We start from the raw sequence: 21492 nt of genomic DNA on the forward strand, positions 1-21492 counted from the left end.
GCAAAAACGCCCCGGCAAATGCCGGGGCGTTTTTTATTGGATCCATCGCGCATTTAGGCTTTGCTTCCAATGCTGCACGTTGATCATCATAGTTCTGAAATGCTCAGCTTAGCGCGAATGAGACACGCTACTGCGCGCACCTTCTCCCCTCCATTCAATGCCACTTCGACACTTGTAGCAGACATTCACCATTAACAAATTATATATTTGAATTTCAATTACATAATTCGATCCTTGCTAAACCTCTAGGAGCTGCAAGACAACGTAGCGCAGCCTGGTTTTTCACGGGCCCAGTCGGGGCGTTTCGCAGCAAGCTCGTCGTGCTCCGGTTGCTCGGCGTACGGTGTTTTCAGTACTTCCATCAAGCGGTTCAACACCGACAAGTCCCCCGCTTCGGCGGCCTCGATGGCTTGCGCCGCGAGGTAGTTGCGCAACACGTATTTCGGATTAGCCGCAAGCATGGTTTCGTGAACTGCCGCGGGAGCAGCCGGCTCTTGGCGCAGCCGCAGGGCGTAGCGCTGCAGCCAATCGAGCAACGACGATTCTTCGGCGGGCGCCATGGAATACGCGGCGTCGGTGAGCAGCGTGCGGAAGGTTTCGTCGGCAGTTGCGGGCGATGTAAGAACCACGGGCGCGGCGTGCGAGAGGCCCCGGAAAAACCGCGTCATGTCCACTTCCGATTCGGCCAGCACCTCTAACAGTTCTTCGAGCAAAGCGCGGTCGGTGGGCTCTTGCTGATCGGTTAACCCAAGCTTACGCAGCAGCATGGCATGGCGCGTTTGCTCCAGCGTAGCCGAGTACTCATCGAGGCCTTTGCGCAACGATTCGGGGTCGGCCACCAGCGGCACGAGGGCGCGGGCCAGCTGCCAGAGGTTCCAAAGCCCTACCTGCGGCTGTTGCCCGTACGCGTAGCGTCGGCTGCCGAAGTCGGTGGTGTTGGGCGTCCAGTCGGGGTCGTAGGGCTCCAGCCAGCCGTAAGGGCCGTAGTCGATGGTGAGGCCCAGAATGGACATGTTATCGGTGTTCATCACGCCGTGCACGAAGCCCACCGACATCCAGTGCGCAATCATAACGGCGGTGCGGCGACACACTTCCTCAAACCACCGCAGGTACACGTCAGACGACGGTTCGCCCAGCTCGGGGTAATAGCGCCGAATCACGTAGTCGGTCAGGCTGCGCAGGTTGTCGATTTCGCCCATCACGGCCAGCAGCTGGAAGTTGCCGAAGCGCACGAACGTGGGCGCCACGCGTGCCACAATGGCGCCGGGCTCAGCCTGCGGATTGCCGTTGTAAAACATGTCACGCACGACGGTGTCGCCGGTGGCTACCAGGCTAAGGGCGCGGGTGGTAGGCACGCCCAGGTAGTGCATGGCTTCCGAGCACAGGAATTCGCGCAAGGAGGAACGCAGCACGGCCCGGCCGTCGGCGCGGCGCGAATAGGGCGTCGGGCCAGCCCCTTTCAGCTGAATTTCCCAGGGCGAACCATCGGTAGCGCTAATCTCACCCAACGAAATGGCGCGACCGTCGCCGAGCTGCCCGGCCCAGTTGCCAAACTGGTGGCCACCGTACCGAGCCGCGAAAGGCTTCATGGTATCCACCACACGGTTGCCGGCCAGCACGTCTACGGCGGGGCCGCGCTCGGCCGGACGCTCCAGGCCGAGGTGCCGAGCCAGGTCATCAGACCAAGCCAACAAGCGCGGATCGGCTACGGGGGTGGGTTCTACGCGAGAGTAGTGGTAGCCCGGCACTTGGCGCGGGCGTTTGTCAAAGGAATTTTCGCCGCGCAAATCCTCCACAAAGGAGTTCTGAAACGGCGCCTGATCTATGGAAAACGCGAAATGCGACATACAACAATGTTGGTGAAGGTGGGGCGGTTACACGGCCCCTATCGTGCATTAACGCGCAAAGACAGCACATGATTCGGCCGAGCTTGCTAAACACGGGAGTATGAGTATTTGCAATACTCCGTTACCCACCTGCCAAAGCCCACTTAATGCGCGTGTACGCAATGCGGAAGCCTTGCTTCTCGGCGTTGCGCTGCGACTGGCTACCGGGCAGCGCGCCCATCATGGCCAGGGTACAGCCTTGTTCGAAGGCGTAGCGCAGGCGAGCTTCCAGCAGCGCCAGCTGTGCACCTTGACGGCGGCCCGCCGGAACCGTGCTGGCACCAGCCAGCAGCGCCACGTCTTTGTTAATAAACAAGCCACCGGTGCCTATGGCCTCGCCGTTGAGCTCTGCCAGGAAGGGCACGGCACCGTTGCTGCTGGCACTAATCCGACCAAACTCCAGCATGAACTCGCCCAGGGACGGGTGCTCGGTGTGCCAGCCGGCAGCTGAAGTTTCAGCCCACAGCGGCACTTCGTCCGCAGCAATGCGGCGCGTATGCAGCTGCGGGTTTGGAGATGCGCTCAGGACCAGGTTAGGGTCAAGCCGGCGGTACAATACGTTGGTGTATTCCACGGGTCGGTAGCCGCGCGCGGGCAATAGGGCCAGCAGTTCGGTATCGGCCAGCGGACTTACTTCGTGCTGTACCGAGGCGCCGCGCGTGGTAAAGAACTGCTCGATTTGCGTGAGCTCCGCCTCGCTTACGGGACCGAATATGCCCAATCCGAAGCTCTGGGTTAACTCCGAGGCCGGGCCGTCGAACAGGGCGTAGGCACCGGCTATTTCGGTCCAGGTAGCGCCGCTGCCGGAGTACAGCCGGGCGCGGGCTTCCACGAAACTGGCGTTGCTGCGGGCTTCCGTACGCTCCAGCCGTTGGGCTAGCTTGAGGTCAGAAAATATCATGCGGTTGATTACGTTAGCGCTGGTGCTGCTGCCACGCGAAGCTACACGCTTGCGTGGTGGCAAATAAAGTAACGTTGTCCCAATTACCTTACCGCTGATTTACAGACACTAGCGTCTGGTCTATTGACTGTTTTTATACGTCACAACAAGCGTAATATCCCCGTAACCCCTACCGGCGCCTCTTTTCCGTTCTTTACTCCTCCCCTTATCCTCCTACTCATGTACAAATTCACTGTGCCGGCAGCTGCACTGCTGACGTGCGTGGCCTTGGTTGCGGCCTGCGACGACAAAGACCCCGTAACTCCCGAAACCGGTCCGCCCACCAAGGTATCGTCGCTGCGGTTTATTGGGCAGCAAACCATCCCCTTCTCGCAAGGCTACGGCAACACCACGCTGGGGGGCTTTTCGGGCATCGACTACCGCGCCGATAACAACACCTATTACCTGATGAGCGACGACCCGGCCAACCTGCAGCCGGTGCGGTATTACACGGCCACCATGGCCTTCGACCAATCCAACTTTACGGGCGTCACCATCACCGGCGTAACTACCCTGAAGCGCCCCGACGGCACGAACTTTCCCAATGCTGCCGCCGACCGCTACAACGTAATCGACCCCGAAGGCATCCGCTACGACCCGGCCACGTCGCGCCTTATTTGGTCGAGTGAAGGCGCCCGTAACGTGGCAGTTACCCCTAACGTGCTCATAAACCCCTTTCTGCGCGAGGCCAACCTCGACGGCACGCACGTGAACGAATACCTGCTGCCGCCGCTGTTCCGGGTGCAGGCGACCGATAACGGCACGCGGTCGAACGGCTCTTTCGAAGGCTTGTCCATCACTCCTAACGGCCGCTTCTTGTTTACGGCCCAGGAAGAGCCGATTTACGAAGACGGCCCGCGTGCCGACGTAGGCGTGGCTAACTCGCCCATTCGCCTTGTGAAGTACGACAAAGCCACCCGCCAGCCGGTGGCCCAGTACGCGTACAAGCTCGATGCCGTGCACTTGGCGCCCAACCCCAGCAATCAGTTTCGCCTGAACGGCGTGGTAGAAGTGCTGGCTTTGTCTGACACCAAGCTGCTGGCCATGGAGCGGTCTTTCGCCGTGGGCGCCACGCCCGACTACGCCGTGAAGATCTACGAAATCGACCTAGCCGGCGCTACCGACGTAGCTAACCTGAACGCGCTGCAGGGCGCTACCTATACCGCGGTTACCAAGCGCCTCGTGCTCGACGTGGCCACCACCGGTGTACCGCGCATCGACAATCTTGAGGGCATGACCTTCGGGCCGAAACTAGCCAATGGCCGCTACTCCCTGGTGCTGGTTTCCGACGACAATTTCAGCAACGCCCAAACCACCCAGTTCCTGGTGTTCGAGGTAATTCCCTAGCGTTTTCTACTGTCTGAATTCGTGCAAACAACGCGGCCCCGGCAACTGCCGGGGCCGCGTTGTTTGCAGCCCCGTTAAGCGTAGCTCGGCTCCCTTTGTGCTACCTCAATTGGCGCTGGTAACGGCTTGGCCCACTGGTTAAAAATCAATTGAAGTTACCACTCGTTTTTTGCCCCATTCGAGCTTATTTCTCAACAAGCTCGACAATAACATTTCCGCCGAAAGCGGGGTAAAACTTGGCCTACATCAACCAAAACCATTTCCCGCCATGGCCAATTACGATCAGCACCGCGACGACGACCGCGACTACCGCGGCCGCAACCAGTACTCCAACTCCCAGGACCGCGACCGTAACCGCGACAACGACGACTACCGCCGCCGCCCGAACCAGTACGGCAGCAACCCCTACAACCAGCACGACGACAGCACCCGCGGCGTGAGCGGTAACGACGGCTACAGCCGTTCGTCTTCTTCCGACTCCGACCGCAGCAGCTACGGCATGGGACAGTCGGGCATGGGCGGTGGCTACGGCATGGGCCGCAGCTACGGCTCCGACGAAAACCGCTACGGCAGCCAGGGCAGCAGCATGAGCCGCGGCAGCTACGAAGGCTCACGCGGTGGCTACGACCAGGACCGCAACCGCTCCGGCCAGTACGGCAACGACCGGTCGCGTTCGGGCTCGTCGTACGGCAGTTCTTCCTACGGTAGCTCGGGCTACGGTTCGGGCAACGAAAGTTCGGGTTACGGCTCCCGTAACCAAGGCTACGGCTCGGGCAATTACGGCTCGTCCTCATCGAACTACTCCGACCAGCGCGGCGGCTACGGCAGCCAAAGCAACTACGGCTCGCAGCAGGGCATGAACCGTGGCAGCCGCTACGAAACGAACGACGACAACATGCGCAGCAGCTGGGGTTCTAACAGCGGCTCGGGCAATTACGGCGGCCGCTCCAGCTACGGCAGCCCCGATTACGACGAGAACAGCCGCTACCGCTCCAGCCGCAGCCACGACGACCAGGACGATGACCGCCACCGGGAAAACCGCGGTTTTATTGACCGCGTGACCGACCGCATTTCCGACTGGTTCGATAGCGACGACGACCACAACCGGCGCCGCTAGTCAAGTGCAAGCTGGCTCCCTGTGGGCCGTGGCTTAATCTTGACACTACAAGTACCGCGAAACGGCGCGGCTCTGGGCTGCCATTTACCGGCACCCAGAGCCGCGCTTTTTCAATGCCAGACGAATGCCGCCGCCTAAAAATCACTATTCATTGTTATATAAAATATAAATATTATTTATAAATTACTGTAGCCGCTGCTTGTGCCAACTCACTTCACCTAACAGCGTCCGCAGCCATGCAAAACATCCTCGTTCCTACCGATTTCTCCGCCCAGGCCCACAATGCTTTTGAAGTAGCGTTGCAGCTCGCGCAGCGCACCGGCGGCCATATTACTCTGCTTCACGTGGTGGACCTGCCCGGGGGCGCGGGCGTTTCGTCGAGCGGCGGGCCAGTGGGCGGCAGCGGCATGAACGACGTGTTTGTGCTGAAGCTGCTGCAAGTGACCAAGCACCACATGCACGAGCTCAAAGCCGAAGCCCACCGCCTGGCCCCCGAGGTGCCCGTGCACGACGAGATTCGCACCGAAGACCTTGATACGGCCATTTTGGCGGAAATCAAAGAGAAAGGCATCGACCTTGTGGTAATGGGCGCGCACGTACATACCACCGACCACTTTTTCAGCGACTCTCACACCGAGCGCGTGGTGCGGCTGTCGCCTTGCCCGGTGCTTACCGTGAAGCACGCCGCGCCGCACTTCGATGTGCAGCACTTGGTTTTTGCCTCCGATTTTTCGCCCGAAGCCGACACCGCCGTGCCGGGGCTGCGCCAGATTCAGGCGGCATTCCCTAACGCTACCTTACACCTTCTCGACGTGGTACCGAACGCCGCCGGGGACTCAGAAGCCCTGCAACGCATCCAGAACTTTGCCAGCCGCCACCAGCTGGCGCACTACCAGCCCGATGTGTACCACGCCCCAAAAGTCAGCACCGCCATTCCGCGCTTTGCTGACCAAACCCACGCCGACCTGGTTGTCATGCTCACGCACGGCCGCACCGGCCTTAGCCATTACCTGCAAGGCAGCATTGCCGAAAGCGTAGCCGTGCACGCCAACTCGCCGGTACTTACGCTCCACACGTAGCAGGTTGTGGAAACCTGAACGCAGAACCGCCCGCCCCTGCTTGGCAGCAAGGAGCGGGCGGTTTCTTTATGGGATGTACATTCTTTACTCCGCGCTGCGGGGCGAGTGAAGTTCGGGCAGCCGAAGGCGCTGCACAGTTTCAGCCTCGAAGTCGAATTCGATTAGCACCGCGGGCTCGGCGCCCACTACCCAACCGTCGTGGCCGGGTTCAATGGCTACGGCCTGCGGCGCCCGAAACTCTTCCACGTCGCCGTTGGCGTAGCGAATGTGGAATTCTCCGTGGGCCAGAAAACCTACGTGCGCGTGAGTGCACAGCTCGGTTCCCACCACAGGCTTCATGTGCACCGACCACCGAAAGCCCACCGGATACACCACACGCTTTACGCGAGCTTCGCCGGTACGCACCACGTCCACGTGCACGCCGCCCACCTCGCGGTGTTCGGCGCCTTTCATTGGTGCAAGTAATGCCCCGTTGTATTCCATAATGCGCTGCTAATAGGAGTAAACAAACTGCTTTAATGCACTGGGACGCTTACCCCCGGCAGGCTTAGGCGGCCTGCTCGTCGGCTACGGGCAGAGCCTGCAGCAGCGAACCACACGGCGCACCTGTGCTGTGGGCCAGCCGCGAGGCTACCGTGGAGGCTTTAATTTGCTTGAGGGCTTTATGCACGGTGAGGGTGCAAATGCGGTCGGCGTAGCCCAGCTCCACAATGCGCTCGGCCAGGCGCGGCAAGGTCCAGCGTTTGCCTTTGGTGGCCTGGTCCTGCGTGAGTTTGCGCAGCAGGGTTTCCAGCTTGGGCGTGAGCTTGGTGGGGGCACCACAGCGCGGTACCGCGTGCAGGTAGTCGCGGAACCCCTGCTGCGAGTACGAGCGGCGCATGCTGTACACCCGGTCGATGCTCAGCTCCAAGGCTTTGCCCGACTCTTCGGCCGACCAATCGGCCAGCCAGTGCTGCAGCACCTGCGCGCGGTTGCGCTGCTGCCGCGAAATCGTGTCGGAGTTGATGAAATCGGTAAGGTATACCTGTTGCTTCCGGGACAGGCGCAAGGAGTGACGTTGACGACCCATTGAGATGGAGTGGACTAAATACGCGAATTGGGGGATTCGCGGAGGCCGGCTGGAGGCCAAACCCCGCTGGTGAAAACGCGTGCGGCGTGCTTTTGCTGCGAAGCTCAAGTTCCGAACAACATTTTACGCGTCGAATGTAAGAAGCCTTTCGGGTTTGTGCAAACGTTTGCACAAACCCACTCAAATTCTCACATTTGTCCGCTTCGCGGTTTTGGCGTTTTCTGCGCTACCCGGGATGAATTAGCCGGCTCGTTGTTTTACCTCAGGACCTTTTTCTTCCTTTCCCTGGGTTAAGCAGTAACAGACGAGCTTCACAGCCGCTAATTGGCTTTTTGCCGCCTACCTTCCGTCAATTCGAATTGTCCGAACTTGCGTCTGCATTGTTCATTTGATTTCCTCCTGTGCCCAATCACCGCGCCTCAATTTCCGACCTAGCAAAACAGTTGAACCTATCTGTTTCAACCATTTCGCGGGTCATGAGCAACCACCCCGGCATCAGCGACGCCACCAAGCAACGGGTGTGGGAACTGGCCAAGCAGTTGAACTACCAGCCCAACCACTTGGCGGCGGCCTTGCGCAAGGGCCGCAGCAACACGCTGGGGGTGGTGGTGCCGCACATCGATGGCCACTTCTTTGCCTTGGTGGTGAAAGGCATCGAGACCATTGCCAACCGGGCGGGCTTTAACGTGATGATCTGCCAGTCGAACGAAGACGCGGCACAGGAAAAAAAGAACATCGAAACCTTGCTCAACGCGCAGGTCGATGGCATTCTGGTGTCGGTGTCGCTTTACACGCAGGATTTTCAGCACATCGAGGAAGTGCGCCGGCGGGGTATTCCGTTGGTCTTTTTCGACCGCATTATGGAAAGTGCCGACGTCAGCGCCGTGGTGCTCGACGATTACCAGGGCGGCTATAGCGCCGTGCAGCACCTCATTGAACAAGGCTGCCGCCGTATTGCGCACCTGGGCGGCCCGCAACACCTGAACATTTGCAAAAACCGCTTTCAAGGATACGCCGCCGCCTTGCGCGAGCATGACTTGCCGGTGGAAATGTGCCGCGTGCACTTCAGCGACTTATCGATATTAGACGGCAGCCGCGGCATGGAGCAACTGCTACTCCAGGACCCTTCGCTCGACGCCGTTTTCTCCTGTAACGACCTCGCATCGGTGGGCGCCATGCAGGTGCTCAAGCGCCAGGGCCGGCGCGTGCCCCACGACGTAGCCTTAGTAGGCTTCAGCAACGAGCTGTTTGCGTCCCTCACCGAGCCCATGCTGAGCTCGGTAGACCAGCGAGGCGAGGAAATGGGCCGCACCGCCGTGCATTTGCTGCTGGAAATGGTAGCCCAAGGACCCGACAACGTAGCGCCGCGCCAGGTACTGCTGCAACCCGAGTTGCTGGTTCGCGAGTCTTCGCAGCTCATTCCATCGGAGCAAACGCTCTAGCGCCTTCCTTGCCTCCTTCTACTCTTATGGCTGACCCCGACGTCCTCGTTATTGGGGCCGGCGCCGCGGGCCTTATGGCTGCCCGGCAGTTGGCCCGTGCCGGCCGCCGGGTTCTTATTTTAGAAGCCCGGCCGCGCATTGGCGGCCGCATTCACACGTTTACTCCCGAAGGCTTTTCGCGGCCCGTGGAAGCCGGCGCCGAGTTCCTGCACGGCGACGCCCCACTCAGCAAGGTCTTATTACAGGAAGCCGGCCTGGCCTGGCACGATACCGCCGGCCGTACCTACGAAGCCTACGCGGGCCAAGTGAAAGAGGCCGCGGAGTTTTTGGCCGACATGCCCCTGCTGCTGGAGCGCCTGAACGCCCTGCCCCACGATGTTCCGCTGGCCGAATTTTTAGAGGAGTACTTTCCCGGAACGGCGTACCAGCAGCTCCGCGAGCGGGTCAGGCAGTTTGCGGAAGGTTACGACGCGGCCGACGCCCACCGCGCCAGTGCCTTTGCCCTGCGCGATGAGTGGGCGGGCGGTGGAGCCGAAGACTCGCCGCGTCCGGCTGGCGGTTACGGCCGGGTAATGGAACTGCTTGCCCAGCAAGCCCAGGCCTCGGGAGCTATTTTGCAGGTGGCCACCGTGGTGCGAGAAATTTACTGGCGCCAAGGGCACGTAGAAGTTACTTGCCACCAGGAGCGGCGGTACCGGGCTTCTCAGATCCTGCTTACGGTGCCGCTGGGGGTTTGGCAAGCCGCCCCAGGCAGCACCGGGGCGGTGGTTTTTGTACCAGAGCTGCCCACCCAGCGTGCGGCTGCGGCGGCCATGGGGTTCGGGCCCGTGATTAAGTTTTTGCTGGAATTCCACGAGCCGTTCTGGCTGCACTCTTCGCCAGAGGTAGCGCACCCGCTTCCTGAGTTAGGTTTCCTGTTTTCCGATGCCCCGGTACCCACGTGGTGGAGCCAGGCGCCCGATGATTATCCGCTGCTTACAGGCTGGTTAGCCGGACCTGCCGCCACTGACCGCCACAACGCTTCGAACGAAGAATTACTTGCCCACGCGCTAGCGTCGCTGGCTACTTTATGCGGTTGCACCGTTGCGTTTCTGCATCGGCAGCTACGGGCGCACCACGTGGCAAACTGGCAAACCGATCCGTTTGCGGGTGGCGCCTACGCTTACGCCACGGTGGAAACGGCCGCCGCCCGGCAGGCTTTCGCGCAGCCCGTGGCGGGCACCCTGTACTTTGCCGGTGAAGCATTCTACGACGGCCCGAACATGGGCACCGTGGAGGCGGCGCTGGCAGCCGGCCTGCAAGCAGCCGAGCAGTTGCTTGCAGATTGCCCCACCGTGCCGCATGACTAATTCGCTAGCGAGCAGGTGACGCCTGTTGGCTACAGCAAAAGCCAGAAGCGCCGAAAATTTGACCAGGAAGGCTTAGGTGTTTTGTTAGCACGGGCAAAGGCCTGACCTTTGCCGTCTTGTTTCCTCTTCATTTCCACCCTTCATGCTGAATTTTAGCCGCCGCGCCCGTCGTGGGTTGTTGGCTACCGTGCTGCTGCTTGCGGCACCATCGTTGTTGTTTGCCTGGGGCAACTGGGGCCATCCGCGCATTAACCGCGCGGCCGTGCTGGCCTTGCCAGCTTCCCTGCGCACGTTCTTCTATAACCACGTCGACTTTATGGTGACGGAGTCGGTTATTCCCGATTCGCGCAAGTACGTCATCAACGACAAGGCCGAATTCCCGCGCCACTTCATCGATCTGGAACATTTCGGCACCGGCGCCATCAGCGAAATGGCCCAAAAACCGGCCGACGCTTACGCCAAGTACGATGCCGCACTGCTCGACAAGAGCGGGCGCCTGCCGTGGTACATTCAGGAAATGCTGGCCAAGCTAACCACGTCCATGAAAAACCAGCGCAAGGACGAAATCCTGTTCCTCGCCGCCGACCTTGGCCACTACCTCGGCGACGCGCACCAGCCCCTGCATACGTCCTCGAACCACGACGGTCAGCTCACCGGCCAGAAGGGCGTGCACGCGTTCTACGAGTCGCAGCTGCCCGAGCTGTTCGGCAGCAGCTACAACTTCAAGCTCTCCGAGCCGCGCCTAATTGAAGACCCGGCCGCCGAAACCTGGGCTATTATTGCCCGCAGCCACGCCGCCGCCGATACGCTGCTCGCCATTGAGAAAAAGCTCGCTACTGAAACCGGCGCCGACAAGCTCTACGAAATGACGGCCGAAGGCAAGCCGCGTAAAAACGTGTTTAACAGTTCGTACCACACGCAAGCGTACTCCTCGGCTTACCATACAGCTCTAAACCGCATGATTGAGCGGCAGATGCGCGGCGCAGCACAGGCCACGGCCAACTTCTGGTACACCGCCTGGGTAAACGCCGGCAAGCCCGATTTGAGCAAGCTCGACTCGGAATACACCACCAAGAGCAACGCCAAGAACCTGAAGAACGAGTTGAAGCTTATTCAGAAGGGCAAGCTGGTGGACTTCGCCACGTTCACGGAGTTTCCAGCCGTTACCGCTGCTGCGAAGTAAGACACTGGGCAGCCTTGACACGGACCGCCTACCCGCTGCCGCTTATTAGGCGCTGCGGGTAGGCGGTTTTTCTGTGCATACATATAACGTGCACTAGCTTCAATCGTCGGCTTCCAGCAGGAATATTTCTTCGACTTGCTTTCCGAACACACGCGCAATTTTCAGCGCCAAGACCGTGGAAGGCACGTACTTATTGGCTTCCATGGCATTAATAGTTTGTCGGCTTACGCCGATGAGCTGCGCTAAATCCTGTTGGGTAAAATTGCGGATGGCCCGCTCTACTTTTAAGTTATTCCGCATGAGTGCTGGCTTGGCCGGACAAGTAAAGCACCATGTTGAAGCGCACTAGGAAAAGGAGCAACGTGGTGAACATGCCGTAAATCATCACATTTAAAAACGGCATATCATACACAAACAGAATAGCCAGCGCCAACAAAACATAATGTGTGTATGTGGCCCAGAGCAGCGACTCCAGCCGGAGCTTGGCAATGAACTCGTCCTCATGTTTTTCCTTGGAACAAGCTGCCAGCAAGGCTCCCACTATCATCAGTGCCCCAAAAATCGAGGGTAGGAAAGCATTCGTTTTGGTTGTAGCATCGAAGTCAGAAGAGCTGTTTTCCATTCCCAACAAGGCAATGAAGCTCAGTTTCTGGTCTCGTAGCTCCAGTACCTGATGGTAGGTTAGTAGCCCCATCACCACCGAAACAACAAACAGAACCCACCCTACTTTCTTAAAGCGGTGCGGAAACAGGTATCGAGTTTTCATGTAGGATCATGCAATTAAAGCACACTCAAATGTAAAACAAACTTTACTTATTAGACAAGTACACATGTCTTTATGTAAAGGTTGTTTTACAAAAGTCATTCTTCTCTGCCTCAAAAGCGTAAACAATAGAACGCGGACACACCTTGGTGTATGCCCACGTTCTGCTACTATAATGTTGCTTACAGCAGCCCCACTCCTGCTTCGCTTAACTCCTGCCGCACTGCATCGGGCCAGATGCTCACCTGCACTTCCCCGATGTGCGCTTTGCGCAGCATAAACATGCACACCCTGGACTGACCAATACCGCCGCCAATGCTTTGGGTAAGGTGGCCATCGAGCAGCAGTTTGTGGAAAGGCAGCGCCGCACGCTCGGGGCAACCGCATACGGCCAGCTGGTTCACTAGCGCCTCCCGGTCCACCCGAATGCCCATGGATGACACTTCGAAAGCCGATTGCAGCACCGGGTTCCAAAGCACGATGTCGCCGTTCAGGCCGAAGGAACCGGCTTCGTTTGGGGTGCTCCAGTCGTCGTAGTCGGGGGCGCGGCCGTCGTGGATTTCACCGTGGCTCAGCTTGCCGCCGATGCCGATGATGAATACGGCACCGTACTCGCGGGCAGCTTCTGTTTCGCGCTCCTTCACCGTGAGCTTGGGGTAGCGCAGCAACAGCTCCTCGGCGTACAAGAAGGTAATATGCTCGGGCAGCACCGGCTCAATTTCGGGGTACTCTTCGGCCACGCGCAGCTCGGTGGTGCGCAGCGCGTCGTATATTTTTTCTACCGTGTCTTTCAGGAACGGAATGGTGCGCTGCTGGGGCGTGATGTGCTTTTCCCAGTCCCACTGGTCCACATAAATGGAATGAATGGGCGAGTAATCTTCATCGGGACGCAGGGCGCGCATGTCGGTAAGAATGCCGCGGCCGGCCGGTACGCCAAGCTCCATCAGGCGCAGGCGCTTCCACTTGGCCAGTGAATGCACCACCACGGCTTTGCGCTCGGCCAAAGCTTTTATGGCGAAGGTTACGGGCCGCTCGATGCCGTTCAGGTCGTCGTTGATGCCAGTGCCGTCGAGCACGGCAATGGGCGACGATACCTTGGTGAGGTGCAGCTGACGCAGCAGTTCGCGGGTGAAGGTGTCCTTTACAAAGCCAATGGCTTCTTCGGTTTGCAGCAAATTAACTGCGGGCGAGGCGAAGTGTGTTTTCATGGTTAAAGGGTGATTTAATGGTGAAATGAATGTTGTCAGCAATTTGAATTACCACCGAAAAGACAAGGATTTTCCAGGCTGCTAAATGCGCGTGCATTTCCAGCTTTATGAATTTCAGTACGGCCGGCAGCGGGCAAAAAAAAAGCCTTCCGAAATACGAAAGGCTTTCAAATCAATGAATGATTTTGATTCAGTCTATCAGACCAATAGCCTTCCACCGCCGGAACATATTATTGTTCCGGTTCTGGTTATTAAGGCTGTTGGCGAAGAGGTTCATGGCTGCGCTATTATGCGTTTGCGTTGCAACATAACAAGGAATTATAAAAAGCCAAATCAATTGCCCTTAATTATTTTGAATAAGCCATCCTCAACGCTGTTGGGCTACATTTTAGCAGCGCGCAATTTGTTTAGCTAGTGGCTTCGGCATCGGTATCGTCTTCCACTTCGGGCGGGGTGTGCCCCAGTTCCAGCACAGCTTCGCGCAGTAAGGGGCTCATGTAGTCGGGTATTTTGCTGGGGTCGAGCAAGCGGAGCAGCCGCATGTACTTGGCGCGGCCTTCTTCCAGCATGTGCTGGGGTACTTCAAACTTGAACACGTGGAACGGCTCCACCTTCTGCACGCCTACCAGCAGGAACCGTTCGGCGCGCAGGGCATCGGTGTAAAAGGCGGCCTGCCGGTCGTAGTCGTACACCGAGCACTGGGTTACAAAGTGGTGGTAGTCGCGGGCTACGGTGGTTTTAAAGTCAATGATGGTGTACGGTTCGCCGGGCACGTCCACCACCAAGTCGGCGCGCAGCTTGCACATGGTGCCGGTGGTGGGCTCGGTAAACACGCAGCTGGGCTCGGCTACTCCCTGCTCAATCATGGCGCGCAAATCGTCGCGAATGCGCACACCTTCCACCAGCCACCACACCAGCGTATCGTTTACGGCCGGGTAGCTGGGCACGTACTGCTCGGGCTCGAGCAAAGCGGTGTGAAACGCGGTGCCGAAGCTAAGGGCCGACGAGCCGCCGGTTTCCCGCCGGGGCCGGCCGTTTAACGCGTCGCGCAGCTTGGAAAGGTCGGAGTTGGCAATAGCGGGCAGGGCGCGGTAGTCGTCGTAGGACAGGCGCAGCAGGTCGGGGCGGCGGAACGAATCGGAGGGCATAGGCAACTGCAATGTACTCTGGCTTTGGGCAGCGGGTTGTGCCATCGGAACCCGATTTTGGCCCCCGGCAGCAACTCTACCAGTACAAAGCAGCAACTTTGCCGCTTGTTTACGAAAACCTCGCCCGGTAACCGTCGTTTTTCACTGGTTTCCGCTCACCGGTTTTCGGCTTCTTTTCTTCCGCACATGATTCACCTGATTGGGCTGGCCGGCAAGCGCGGCAGCGGCAAAAACACCGTAGCCGAGTTAATTCAGCAGCTACAGCCCGCACGTCACTGGCAAGTACGCGCCTACGGCGACGCCATTAAGGCCGTGGCGGCGGCGCTGGCCGCCGAACCCACCGTGCCCTATTATTCGCAAACCGGCAAAACGGAGCTGCTGCCGGTGTTCGGTCTCACGCGCGGTGAAATGCTGCAGCAAGTGGGCGGAGCCCTGCGCGCCTGGAAACCCGAAATCTGGATTCAGGCCCTGCTGGCCAGCTTGCCCACCGACGCACCCGTGGTGGTGGCCGACCTGCGCTTCCCCGATGAAGCCGAGGCGCTGCTGGCCCGCGGCGGCGTGATTTGGCGCGTGGAAGGCGACCCGCTGCAACAGCGCGGCGACGGCACCCGCGACGATAACCACCCCAGCGAGACGTCGATGGACGATTACGCCAACTACGCAGCCGTGCTGCGCAACACCGGCCCACTGGCCGATTTACGGGCGCAGGTGCAGCAGTTACTGGCGGCGGGCTGAGTAGGCCCGGATTAATGGTGCTGTGGTACTAACCTGGGGTTAACGCTACGGGTACGGCAGAAACGATGGTTTTACAGCCCCGTTGGTTGTACACGCTAAAGAGCAGTATAGCCTGCATAGACCTTGCCCGCTACTGCGCAAAGTCGAACCGAAGGTTCGCTTAACCAGGGTTTCTACTGCTTCGTCAAACCCATCCACTCAACTAAATGCATTTGAGAGCATTTGGTAGAAACACCTGGCTTTCGCTTTCCTTTCGGTTCGACTAAGTCAGTATGCTGGTCTTTCTACGGAGAATTGGGGGTGTTGTTATTTCCCGCATAGCCGCAGGTTGTAGTTGAAGCTCAGCAAGAAGCACTGCGTAAGCACCCGGCTGCGCACGTCTTTCAGGTAGGTACCGGTCACGTTGCGCACCTTGCTGCGGCATGAACGGCAGCACAGTACTGGGTAAAGCCTGACTGGTTGCTGAAGCCAACGCAGTAGCGCTTTGAGTTGGGCAACCCGCTACCTTTGCGGCCCGCTCACCGTAGTGCTATTGCCATGTCAGAACAAGTCACCCCGCTCAATCAAGTCGGCGAAATCGGCCTGATTCGCCTGATTCAAGAGAACATTACCCTGCACCAGCCCAGCTCGGTGCTCGGCATCGGCGACGACGCCGCCATCCTGGCTCCGCCCGCCGAACACGAAGTCGTTGTCAGCACCGATTTGCTGGTGGAAGGCGTGCATTTCGACCTCTCTTTCTGCCCGCTCAAGCACCTTGGCTACAAAGCCGTGGCCGTGAACGTATCCGACATTGCGGCCATGAACGCCCTGCCCACGCAAATCACCGTGAGCCTGGCCCTGCCCGGCCGCTTTTCGGTGGAAGCCGTGCAAGAGTTTTACGAAGGCGTACGCCTGGCCTGCGAAGCCTACCGCGTAGACGTGGTGGGCGGCGACACCACCAACTCGCGCGGAGGGCTGGTTATTTCGGTTACGGCCATGGGCACCGTGGCCCGCGGCAAAGCCGTGCGGCGCTCCGGCGCCAATGTAAACGACCTGATTTGCGTGACCGGCGACTTAGGCGCGGCTTACCTCGGCCTGCAAATTCTGGAGCGCGAAAAGCAGGCTTTCCTCGCCGACCCGGAAACCCAGCCCAAGCTCGACGCCTACGACTACGTGGTGCAACGCCAGCTGCGCCCCGAGGCCCGCATGGACGTGGTGCACATGCTGCGCGACCTTGGCGTGACGCCCACCAGCATGATTGACATTTCCGACGGGCTGGCTTCCGAAATCATGCACATCTGCGCAGCGTCGGGCGTGGGTGCTACCATTTTCTCCGACCGCCTGCCCGCCGACCAGCAGGTTTTCACCGTGGCCGACGAGTTTCGCCTCGACCCGGTGATGTGCATCCTGAACGGCGGCGAAGACTACGAGCTGCTGTTCACCGTGCCGCTCACCGACTTCGACAAGCTCAAGAACCACCCCGACGTGACCATCATCGGTAAAATAACCGAGGCTTCGGAAGGCGCTATTCTGGCCGCAAAAGGCGGCAACGCCGTGCCGCTGAAAGCACAAGGCTGGTCGCACTTCGGTAGATAAGCTTCTTCGGCAGTAACAGCAGAAAGCCCGCGGCAATAAGTTGCCGCGGGCTTTTTGCTGTTTGGTACGCTCGGTTTATTTCAGGCCCAGGGAGTCGCGCAGAGCCGCGTGCTCGTTGTTGTGCGTGCGCCAGTAATCGAGCATCATGGTCTTTTTGCGGGTAGCGCGGGTGGTTAGCATCTGGGGCTTGGCACTGCCGGCCTGGTCGGGGTAGGTTTCTTCCCAGCCCACGATTCCGTGCGGAAACGCCTTTTCGAAATAGATAACGAGGCGGCGCGACGAGGGCGTGCTGTAAGCTACTGTGTACGCCAGCACACCGGCTTGCCCCGCTTTACCGGCCGGTGCATCGGCCAGGCTGAGCGTGGCTTGCTCCGGCTGCAGCGGGTGGTGCCGCAACCGCGCCGATACCGTACCCGGCACCACTTTCACCGAACCCGTGGGCAACGTAGCCGGATTCAGCCGGATGCGGGTCCACAGCTCGTCTTCCAGCAGGGCCGGCTCCAGGTTGCTTTCCACGTCGCCTTCCGATTCGAAGTACGATTTCTGCGACACCGCATAACCACCTTTCGGACGCAGGTTCAGCTGCGTGAAGGCATTGCCGCACCACTCCTGCACCGAGGTAGTCACCTTCAGGGTATGCGGAAAGCGGCCCTGGTCAGTTGGCGTGAACGTGGACGTCATGATGGAGTAGTCGTACACGCCGGTGGCAAACTTCTTCACCAGGTTCAGCTTGAGCACCGGCACGGCGTCGTCGGGCGTGGCGCTGGGGTTGTCCAGCTTCACCTGTTTCTTCCGCGACAGGTCTTCGGTTACGTATACCAGCACGGCCTCGCCGCGGTGCAGCTCGCCGTAGCGGGCCTGGTCCAGGGTGTAGCTGGTTACCTCGGCTTTGCCTTGGTGCCAGTAAGCCGAAAAGCCGGGCGGCAGCGGAGTTGAAGTCGCTTGGGCTTGTTCCGGCACTGGTGCCGACGAGCAATTGGCGCCCCCCATCAGCCCTAAAGCAGCCAGCCAGGTAAGGCAGCGGTGGGCGTTAATCATGGCAGCGCGTTTGGCGGTGGGTGTTCATTGCTGAATTTAGGTAAGAGGAAAGGACCCCGTCAACACCCCCCAAGTCGCGGCTACGACGCTGGATGCTGCTAGAGTCCTTTGTGAAAGGCTTACGAAAGCGGCGGTTAGTCTTCGGGGTAAGGCACGAACACGAACTTCGTGAATTCGCCGTCGGCAACGAACAGGCAGCAGAACTCGTCGGCGTCTTTGTAAGCGGCCTGAAAGTCTGCAATGCGCTCGGGCGCGATGCCGCCTTGCTGCACGAAAATATCGAGGTACGAGGCCAGCACGTACCACTCGGTGTCCATTTCATCGGGCGAAATGAGCAAGGAGCCGAAGGGCACGGGCATGCGGGCAAAAACGAAAATGGGGTACTTCGAAATGTCGCGCTTGCGGATTTGGTAAGAAGCTTCCTTAAGCGTATCCGAGACGATGGCGAAGTCCTTGGTGATGGTGCCGAGGTATTTGCCGCTCAGCTCGGGGTCGTTGGCGTAGTCCATGTTAGAGAAGAAGTGTTAGGCCTTGGCCAGATGCTGGTTGATGCGGGCAATTAGCCGTTTTAACATTCGTTCGTTCTGGCCGAAAGAGAAAGGTAGCCTGCCACGGCGGTGACCAATGTGCAAGACATTCAGCAGAATCCGATTGGGTTGAATAAAGGCAATGCCTACCTGGCTGATGTAGCCGTCGGTAAAGGCTCTGACCACCCGGGGGTTGTTTTGCTGAATGTTCCAGTTTAATTCTGTGAAAACCGCCTGAATTAGCTGCCAGTTAGCCTCGGCGCTCAAGCCGGTTTCCAGAGTTGTCAACCGGTTTTCCCGCAGTTGGCAATACACGGCATAGAAAAACAGCCAGCCCAAAAACGGGAATAGCAGAACAGCAATTGCCCGGTAAAAAGCCGTGGTGCCGTTAACTATAAAATACCCGCAAAAGCCCCAATACACCAGAAAAAGCGACGAGGAAAACACCTTGTTGGACCAGTTTGGGGGAATGGCAAGCCGGTTTTCGCGAATCGAGGCATCTATCTGCTCTTCGCTCAGGTTGGGGTACCAGAAGCTCATATCTGCCGGAAGTCAGGAGTGGTTTTAGGGCTTAGCACCGGAGTAGCAGCAGTAGCTTGTTTTTACCAAGCAATGGTGGTTGTCACCGACTCAAGGTCGTTTGCGAAGCACATACAGGTCAATCAAGAGGACACAAATTCGTCGTCAACTTCAAGGCGTTTCATGGTGCTTTGAATCTCGTCAATCAAGCGTATTCTATCAGCCATCGAATCGTCAGCCTCCACGGTCACCTGAACAATATCCTTATCGGCAGCATCGTAGGCTAGCGTTATGCTAAGAGTACCCTTGCGGCTCATATCATATGAAAACCACACGCCTTGCTCATCATCGGAACCGCGCAAGCCTTCGAGAACGAGCAATTCATCGTCGCCGGAATAGCTGAAGCCACTGAGTAACGAAAGCATTTTCAGCACCCCATTCAGCTTGAGTTTCCAGCACCAAAAACGGTAACTGAAATGCGGTACGATTTTATTGCTGAAACCCATAGCGGTATTAGTAGTGTGTTTTACGGTGCGCGGTGTAAAAATCCAGTCCTGCTATACCCCCTATAATGACAGAAAAAGCAATCAGCGTTAAGTAAGTATAAGGTTGGTCAAAGAACGCCCAGCCTATCATTACTGTAAATGCGCAAACGGCGTAAGCGGCAGAGACAACAGCAAACTTTATCCGGCTATTGCGAGTGCAAATGCTCAGTACAGTTGCTTTGGGCCCTTGAACAAACAATACGTTTGCCACCATAACAAAGCCCAACGCTATCAGCCAAGGTAAAACACCGCCACGCCTATCGCCACCTGAAAAATAGAAGTAAAGCAAAAAGGCTGGTAGCGAAGCCAGCCAGCCTTTTAGTAAACTCTTGGTAACCGTTACGCGGAAACCTTCCATTACAGCACCACTTTTAAAAGCTACTTCAGCTCCAGCAGCACCACATTCTCTACGTGGTGGGTGTGCGGGAACATGTCCACGGGCTGCACGCGGGTAACGCGGTAGGTATCGGCCAGCAGCTCCAGGTCGCGGGCCTGGGTGGCGGGGTTGCAGCTCACGTACACCACGCGCGGGGCGCGCAGTTCCACGAGGCGCTGCACCACGTCGGGGTGCATGCCGGCGCGGGGCGGGTCGGTGATGATGACGTCGGGGCGGCCGTGCTGGTCGGTGAAGTCGGAGGTCAGCACGTCCTTCATGTCGCCGGCGTAGAATTTGGTGTTCGGCACGCCGTTGATTTCCGAGTTCAGTTTGGCGTCTTCAATGGCCTGCTCCACGTACTCGATGCCGATGACCTGGCGGGCCTGCCTGGCCACGAAGTTGGCAATGGTGCCGGCGCCGGTGTAGAGGTCGTACACCAGCTCCTGACCGGTGAGGCCGGCAAAGTCGCGGGCAATCTTGTAGAGTTCGTAGGCCTGCTCGGAGTTGGTTTGGTAGAACGATTTCGGCCCCACGCGGAAGCGCAATCCTTCCATTTCCTCGTGGATGTACGGCAGGCCTTTGTAGCACACCACTTCCAGGCCTTCCAGCGAGTCGTTGCCCTTGTCGTTGAGCACGTAGTTCATCGACGTGACTTCGGGGAACAGCTCCAGCAGGTGGTCCAGAATCACGGGAATCATGTGGTGCTGGCGGTAGAACATGGCCACCACCATCAGCTCGCCGGTGCTCTTGGCGGTGCGAATGGTAAGCGTGCGCAGCAGGCCGGTATGCTTGTGCAGGTTACCGAAGCGCAGGTTGTGCTGGCGGGCGTAGTCGCGGAAGGCCAGGCGAATCTGGTTGCTGGGGTCGGGCTGCAGCCAGCAGTGCTGAATGTCGATGATTTTGTCGAATCGGCTGGGCAGGTGGTAGCCCAGCACGCGGCGGTCGTACTGCTGCTCGGTGTCCTGCACCTGCTCGGTGGTGAGCCAGCCGTTGTAGCTGAAGGTGTACTCCAGCTTGTTGCGGTAGTAGGTGGTTTCCTTCGAGCCGAGGATGGGCATGATTTCGGGCAGCTCCACCTTGCCAATGCGTTGCAGGGTGTCGCTCACCTGCTGCTGCTTGTACAGGAGCTGGGTTTCGTAGCCCAGGTGCTGCCACTTGCAGCCGCCGCAGGTACCAAAGTGCATGCAAAAGGGCTGCACGCGCAGCTCGGAGTACTGGTGGAAGTGCGTGGGCACGGCTTCCAGAAAGCTCTTTTTGCTCTTGGTAATGCGCAGGTCCACCACGTCGCCGGGCGCTACGCCCGAGACGAAGATGACGAGGTTGTTGTGGCGCACCAGGCACTTGCCTTCGGCTACCATGTCTTGAATGACCACTTCGCGGAGGTCCTCCGCGGGGATTTTCTTCGGGTTGGGCATGACGGGATTCACACCGCAAAGATAGACCACGGACGTAGACGGATTTTGCGGATCAAACGGATTTCGGGGACGATTTGGGGGCCTGCGCCTGCAGCGCGGCGTTGGACGCGACGCGTTACGCCAGCGACGAAAGGTGTTGCGGAGTGCTCGAGGGGTGTTATGCTTTGCTCGAAGGGGGTTTTGTTCTGCTTGAAAGGTGTTCTTAGTTACTCGAACAGTGTTTCGTCTTAC

Annotated in this window: 23 protein-coding genes; 9 read left to right on the forward strand and 14 right to left on the reverse strand. The window is 58.7% G+C overall.

From position 1 onward, the window contains the following. Window positions 1–245: 245 nt before the first annotated feature. Window positions 246–1847 carry a protein adenylyltransferase SelO gene (locus ABD903_RS12280; protein ID WP_345224614.1) on the reverse strand — a complete coding sequence of 534 codons (1602 nt, stop codon included), beginning with the start codon at window positions 1845–1847 and terminating at the stop codon, window positions 246–248. A 121-nt stretch (window positions 1848–1968) separates the two neighbouring features. Further along, a complete protein-coding gene (locus ABD903_RS12285; protein ID WP_345224615.1) occupies window positions 1969–2787 on the reverse strand; it encodes a GNAT family N-acetyltransferase in 819 nt (272 codons plus the stop codon). Window positions 2788–3006: 219 nt separating this feature from the next. Here ABD903_RS12285 and ABD903_RS12290 point away from each other — a divergent pair, with 219 nt between their 5' ends. From ABD903_RS12290 to ABD903_RS12300, 3 genes are all read left to right on the forward strand, one after another. Beyond that, window positions 3007–4173 (forward strand): esterase-like activity of phytase family protein, encoded by a 1167-nt coding sequence (locus ABD903_RS12290; RefSeq protein WP_345224618.1) that lies wholly within the window; start codon window positions 3007–3009, stop codon window positions 4171–4173. 268 nt (window positions 4174–4441) lie between these two features. Continuing rightward, on the forward strand, window positions 4442–5290 hold the full coding sequence (locus tag ABD903_RS12295; RefSeq protein ID WP_345224620.1) for a hypothetical protein: 849 nt from the start codon (window positions 4442–4444) through the stop codon (window positions 5288–5290). A gap of 236 nt (window positions 5291–5526) precedes the next feature. Then, entirely contained in the window at window positions 5527–6369 is an 843-nt protein-coding gene (locus ABD903_RS12300) for a universal stress protein (protein ID WP_345224621.1), read from the forward strand. A gap of 84 nt (window positions 6370–6453) precedes the next feature. Here the strand turns inward: ABD903_RS12300 and ABD903_RS12305 are convergent, their stop codons facing one another. Beyond that, window positions 6454–6822: a cupin domain-containing protein gene (locus ABD903_RS12305; protein WP_345224623.1), complete on the reverse strand. Its 369-nt coding sequence runs from the start codon at window positions 6820–6822 to the stop codon at window positions 6454–6456. Between the two features lie 94 nt (window positions 6823–6916). After that, window positions 6917–7438 carry a COG3415 family protein gene (locus tag ABD903_RS12310; RefSeq protein WP_345224625.1) on the reverse strand — a complete coding sequence of 174 codons (522 nt, stop codon included), beginning with the start codon at window positions 7436–7438 and terminating at the stop codon, window positions 6917–6919. 401 nt (window positions 7439–7839) lie between these two features. Between ABD903_RS12310 and ABD903_RS12315 the strand changes: the two genes are divergently transcribed. The 3 genes from ABD903_RS12315 (at window position 7840) to ABD903_RS12325 (ending at window position 11412) form a co-directional block, all read left to right on the forward strand. Beyond that, on the forward strand, window positions 7840–8880 hold the full coding sequence (locus tag ABD903_RS12315) for a LacI family DNA-binding transcriptional regulator (protein WP_345224626.1): 1041 nt from the start codon (window positions 7840–7842) through the stop codon (window positions 8878–8880). A gap of 26 nt (window positions 8881–8906) precedes the next feature. Continuing rightward, window positions 8907–10229 carry a flavin monoamine oxidase family protein gene (locus ABD903_RS12320; protein ID WP_425555472.1) on the forward strand — a complete coding sequence of 441 codons (1323 nt, stop codon included), beginning with the start codon at window positions 8907–8909 and terminating at the stop codon, window positions 10227–10229. Window positions 10230–10371: 142 nt separating this feature from the next. Then, window positions 10372–11412, forward strand: coding sequence for a zinc dependent phospholipase C family protein (locus ABD903_RS12325; RefSeq protein WP_345224628.1), 1041 nt, complete (start codon window positions 10372–10374; stop codon window positions 11410–11412). 99 nt (window positions 11413–11511) lie between these two features. Here the strand turns inward: ABD903_RS12325 and ABD903_RS12330 are convergent, their stop codons facing one another. The 3 genes from ABD903_RS12330 to asnA form a co-directional block, all read right to left on the reverse strand. Beyond that, window positions 11512–11712: a helix-turn-helix transcriptional regulator gene (locus ABD903_RS12330; protein WP_345224629.1), complete on the reverse strand. Its 201-nt coding sequence runs from the start codon at window positions 11710–11712 to the stop codon at window positions 11512–11514. Next, window positions 11702–12178 (reverse strand): hypothetical protein, encoded by a 477-nt coding sequence (locus ABD903_RS12335; RefSeq protein WP_345224631.1) that lies wholly within the window; start codon window positions 12176–12178, stop codon window positions 11702–11704. Before ABD903_RS12335 ends, ABD903_RS12330 begins: the two co-directional genes overlap by 11 nt. A gap of 179 nt (window positions 12179–12357) precedes the next feature. Beyond that, window positions 12358–13383, reverse strand: coding sequence for an aspartate--ammonia ligase (gene asnA, locus ABD903_RS12340; protein ID WP_345224633.1), 1026 nt, complete (start codon window positions 13381–13383; stop codon window positions 12358–12360). A gap of 85 nt (window positions 13384–13468) precedes the next feature. On the opposite strand from asnA, the gene ABD903_RS12345 reads away from it, so the two are divergent. After that, window positions 13469–13798, forward strand: coding sequence for a hypothetical protein (locus tag ABD903_RS12345; protein ID WP_345224635.1), 330 nt, complete (start codon window positions 13469–13471; stop codon window positions 13796–13798). On the opposite strand, the gene ABD903_RS12350 is transcribed toward ABD903_RS12345, so the two are convergent. Beyond that, on the reverse strand, window positions 13791–14576 hold the full coding sequence (locus ABD903_RS12350) for a PD-(D/E)XK nuclease-like domain-containing protein (RefSeq protein WP_345224636.1): 786 nt from the start codon (window positions 14574–14576) through the stop codon (window positions 13791–13793). The two genes, ABD903_RS12345 and ABD903_RS12350, sit on opposite strands and share 8 nt — an antisense overlap. A 141-nt stretch (window positions 14577–14717) precedes the next feature. Between ABD903_RS12350 and ABD903_RS12355 the strand changes: the two genes are divergently transcribed. Then, window positions 14718–15266, forward strand: a complete 549-nt coding sequence (locus ABD903_RS12355) for a hypothetical protein (protein ID WP_345224638.1) — start codon at window positions 14718–14720, stop codon at window positions 15264–15266. A 537-nt stretch (window positions 15267–15803) separates the two neighbouring features. Further along, window positions 15804–16841, forward strand: a complete 1038-nt coding sequence (thiL, locus tag ABD903_RS12360) for a thiamine-phosphate kinase (RefSeq protein WP_345224639.1) — start codon at window positions 15804–15806, stop codon at window positions 16839–16841. Window positions 16842–16916: 75 nt separating this feature from the next. Here thiL and ABD903_RS12365 read toward each other — a convergent pair whose 3' ends face one another. The 6 genes from ABD903_RS12365 to rlmD form a co-directional block, all read right to left on the reverse strand. Beyond that, on the reverse strand, window positions 16917–17879 hold the full coding sequence (locus ABD903_RS12365; RefSeq protein ID WP_345224641.1) for a hypothetical protein: 963 nt from the start codon (window positions 17877–17879) through the stop codon (window positions 16917–16919). A gap of 134 nt (window positions 17880–18013) precedes the next feature. Then, window positions 18014–18388 carry a hypothetical protein gene (locus ABD903_RS12370; RefSeq protein WP_345224643.1) on the reverse strand — a complete coding sequence of 125 codons (375 nt, stop codon included), beginning with the start codon at window positions 18386–18388 and terminating at the stop codon, window positions 18014–18016. A 15-nt stretch (window positions 18389–18403) separates the two neighbouring features. Beyond that, on the reverse strand, window positions 18404–18946 hold the full coding sequence (locus ABD903_RS12375) for a hypothetical protein (RefSeq protein ID WP_345224644.1): 543 nt from the start codon (window positions 18944–18946) through the stop codon (window positions 18404–18406). Between the two features lie 122 nt (window positions 18947–19068). Next, the gene (locus ABD903_RS12380; RefSeq protein WP_345224646.1) at window positions 19069–19431 is read right to left on the reverse strand and encodes a hypothetical protein; all 363 of its coding nucleotides are present in this window, start codon (window positions 19429–19431) and stop codon (window positions 19069–19071) included. A gap of 7 nt (window positions 19432–19438) precedes the next feature. Then, window positions 19439–19828: a DMT family transporter gene (locus tag ABD903_RS12385; protein ID WP_345224648.1), complete on the reverse strand. Its 390-nt coding sequence runs from the start codon at window positions 19826–19828 to the stop codon at window positions 19439–19441. A 20-nt stretch (window positions 19829–19848) separates the two neighbouring features. Beyond that, entirely contained in the window at window positions 19849–21261 is a 1413-nt protein-coding gene (rlmD, locus tag ABD903_RS12390; protein WP_345224677.1) for a 23S rRNA (uracil(1939)-C(5))-methyltransferase RlmD, read from the reverse strand. Between the last annotated feature and the right edge of the window lie 231 nt (window positions 21262–21492).

It is taken from the genome of Hymenobacter koreensis (assembly GCF_039541855.1).
In the GTDB taxonomy this organism is placed as follows: Bacteria; Bacteroidota; Bacteroidia; order Cytophagales; family Hymenobacteraceae; genus Solirubrum; species Solirubrum koreensis.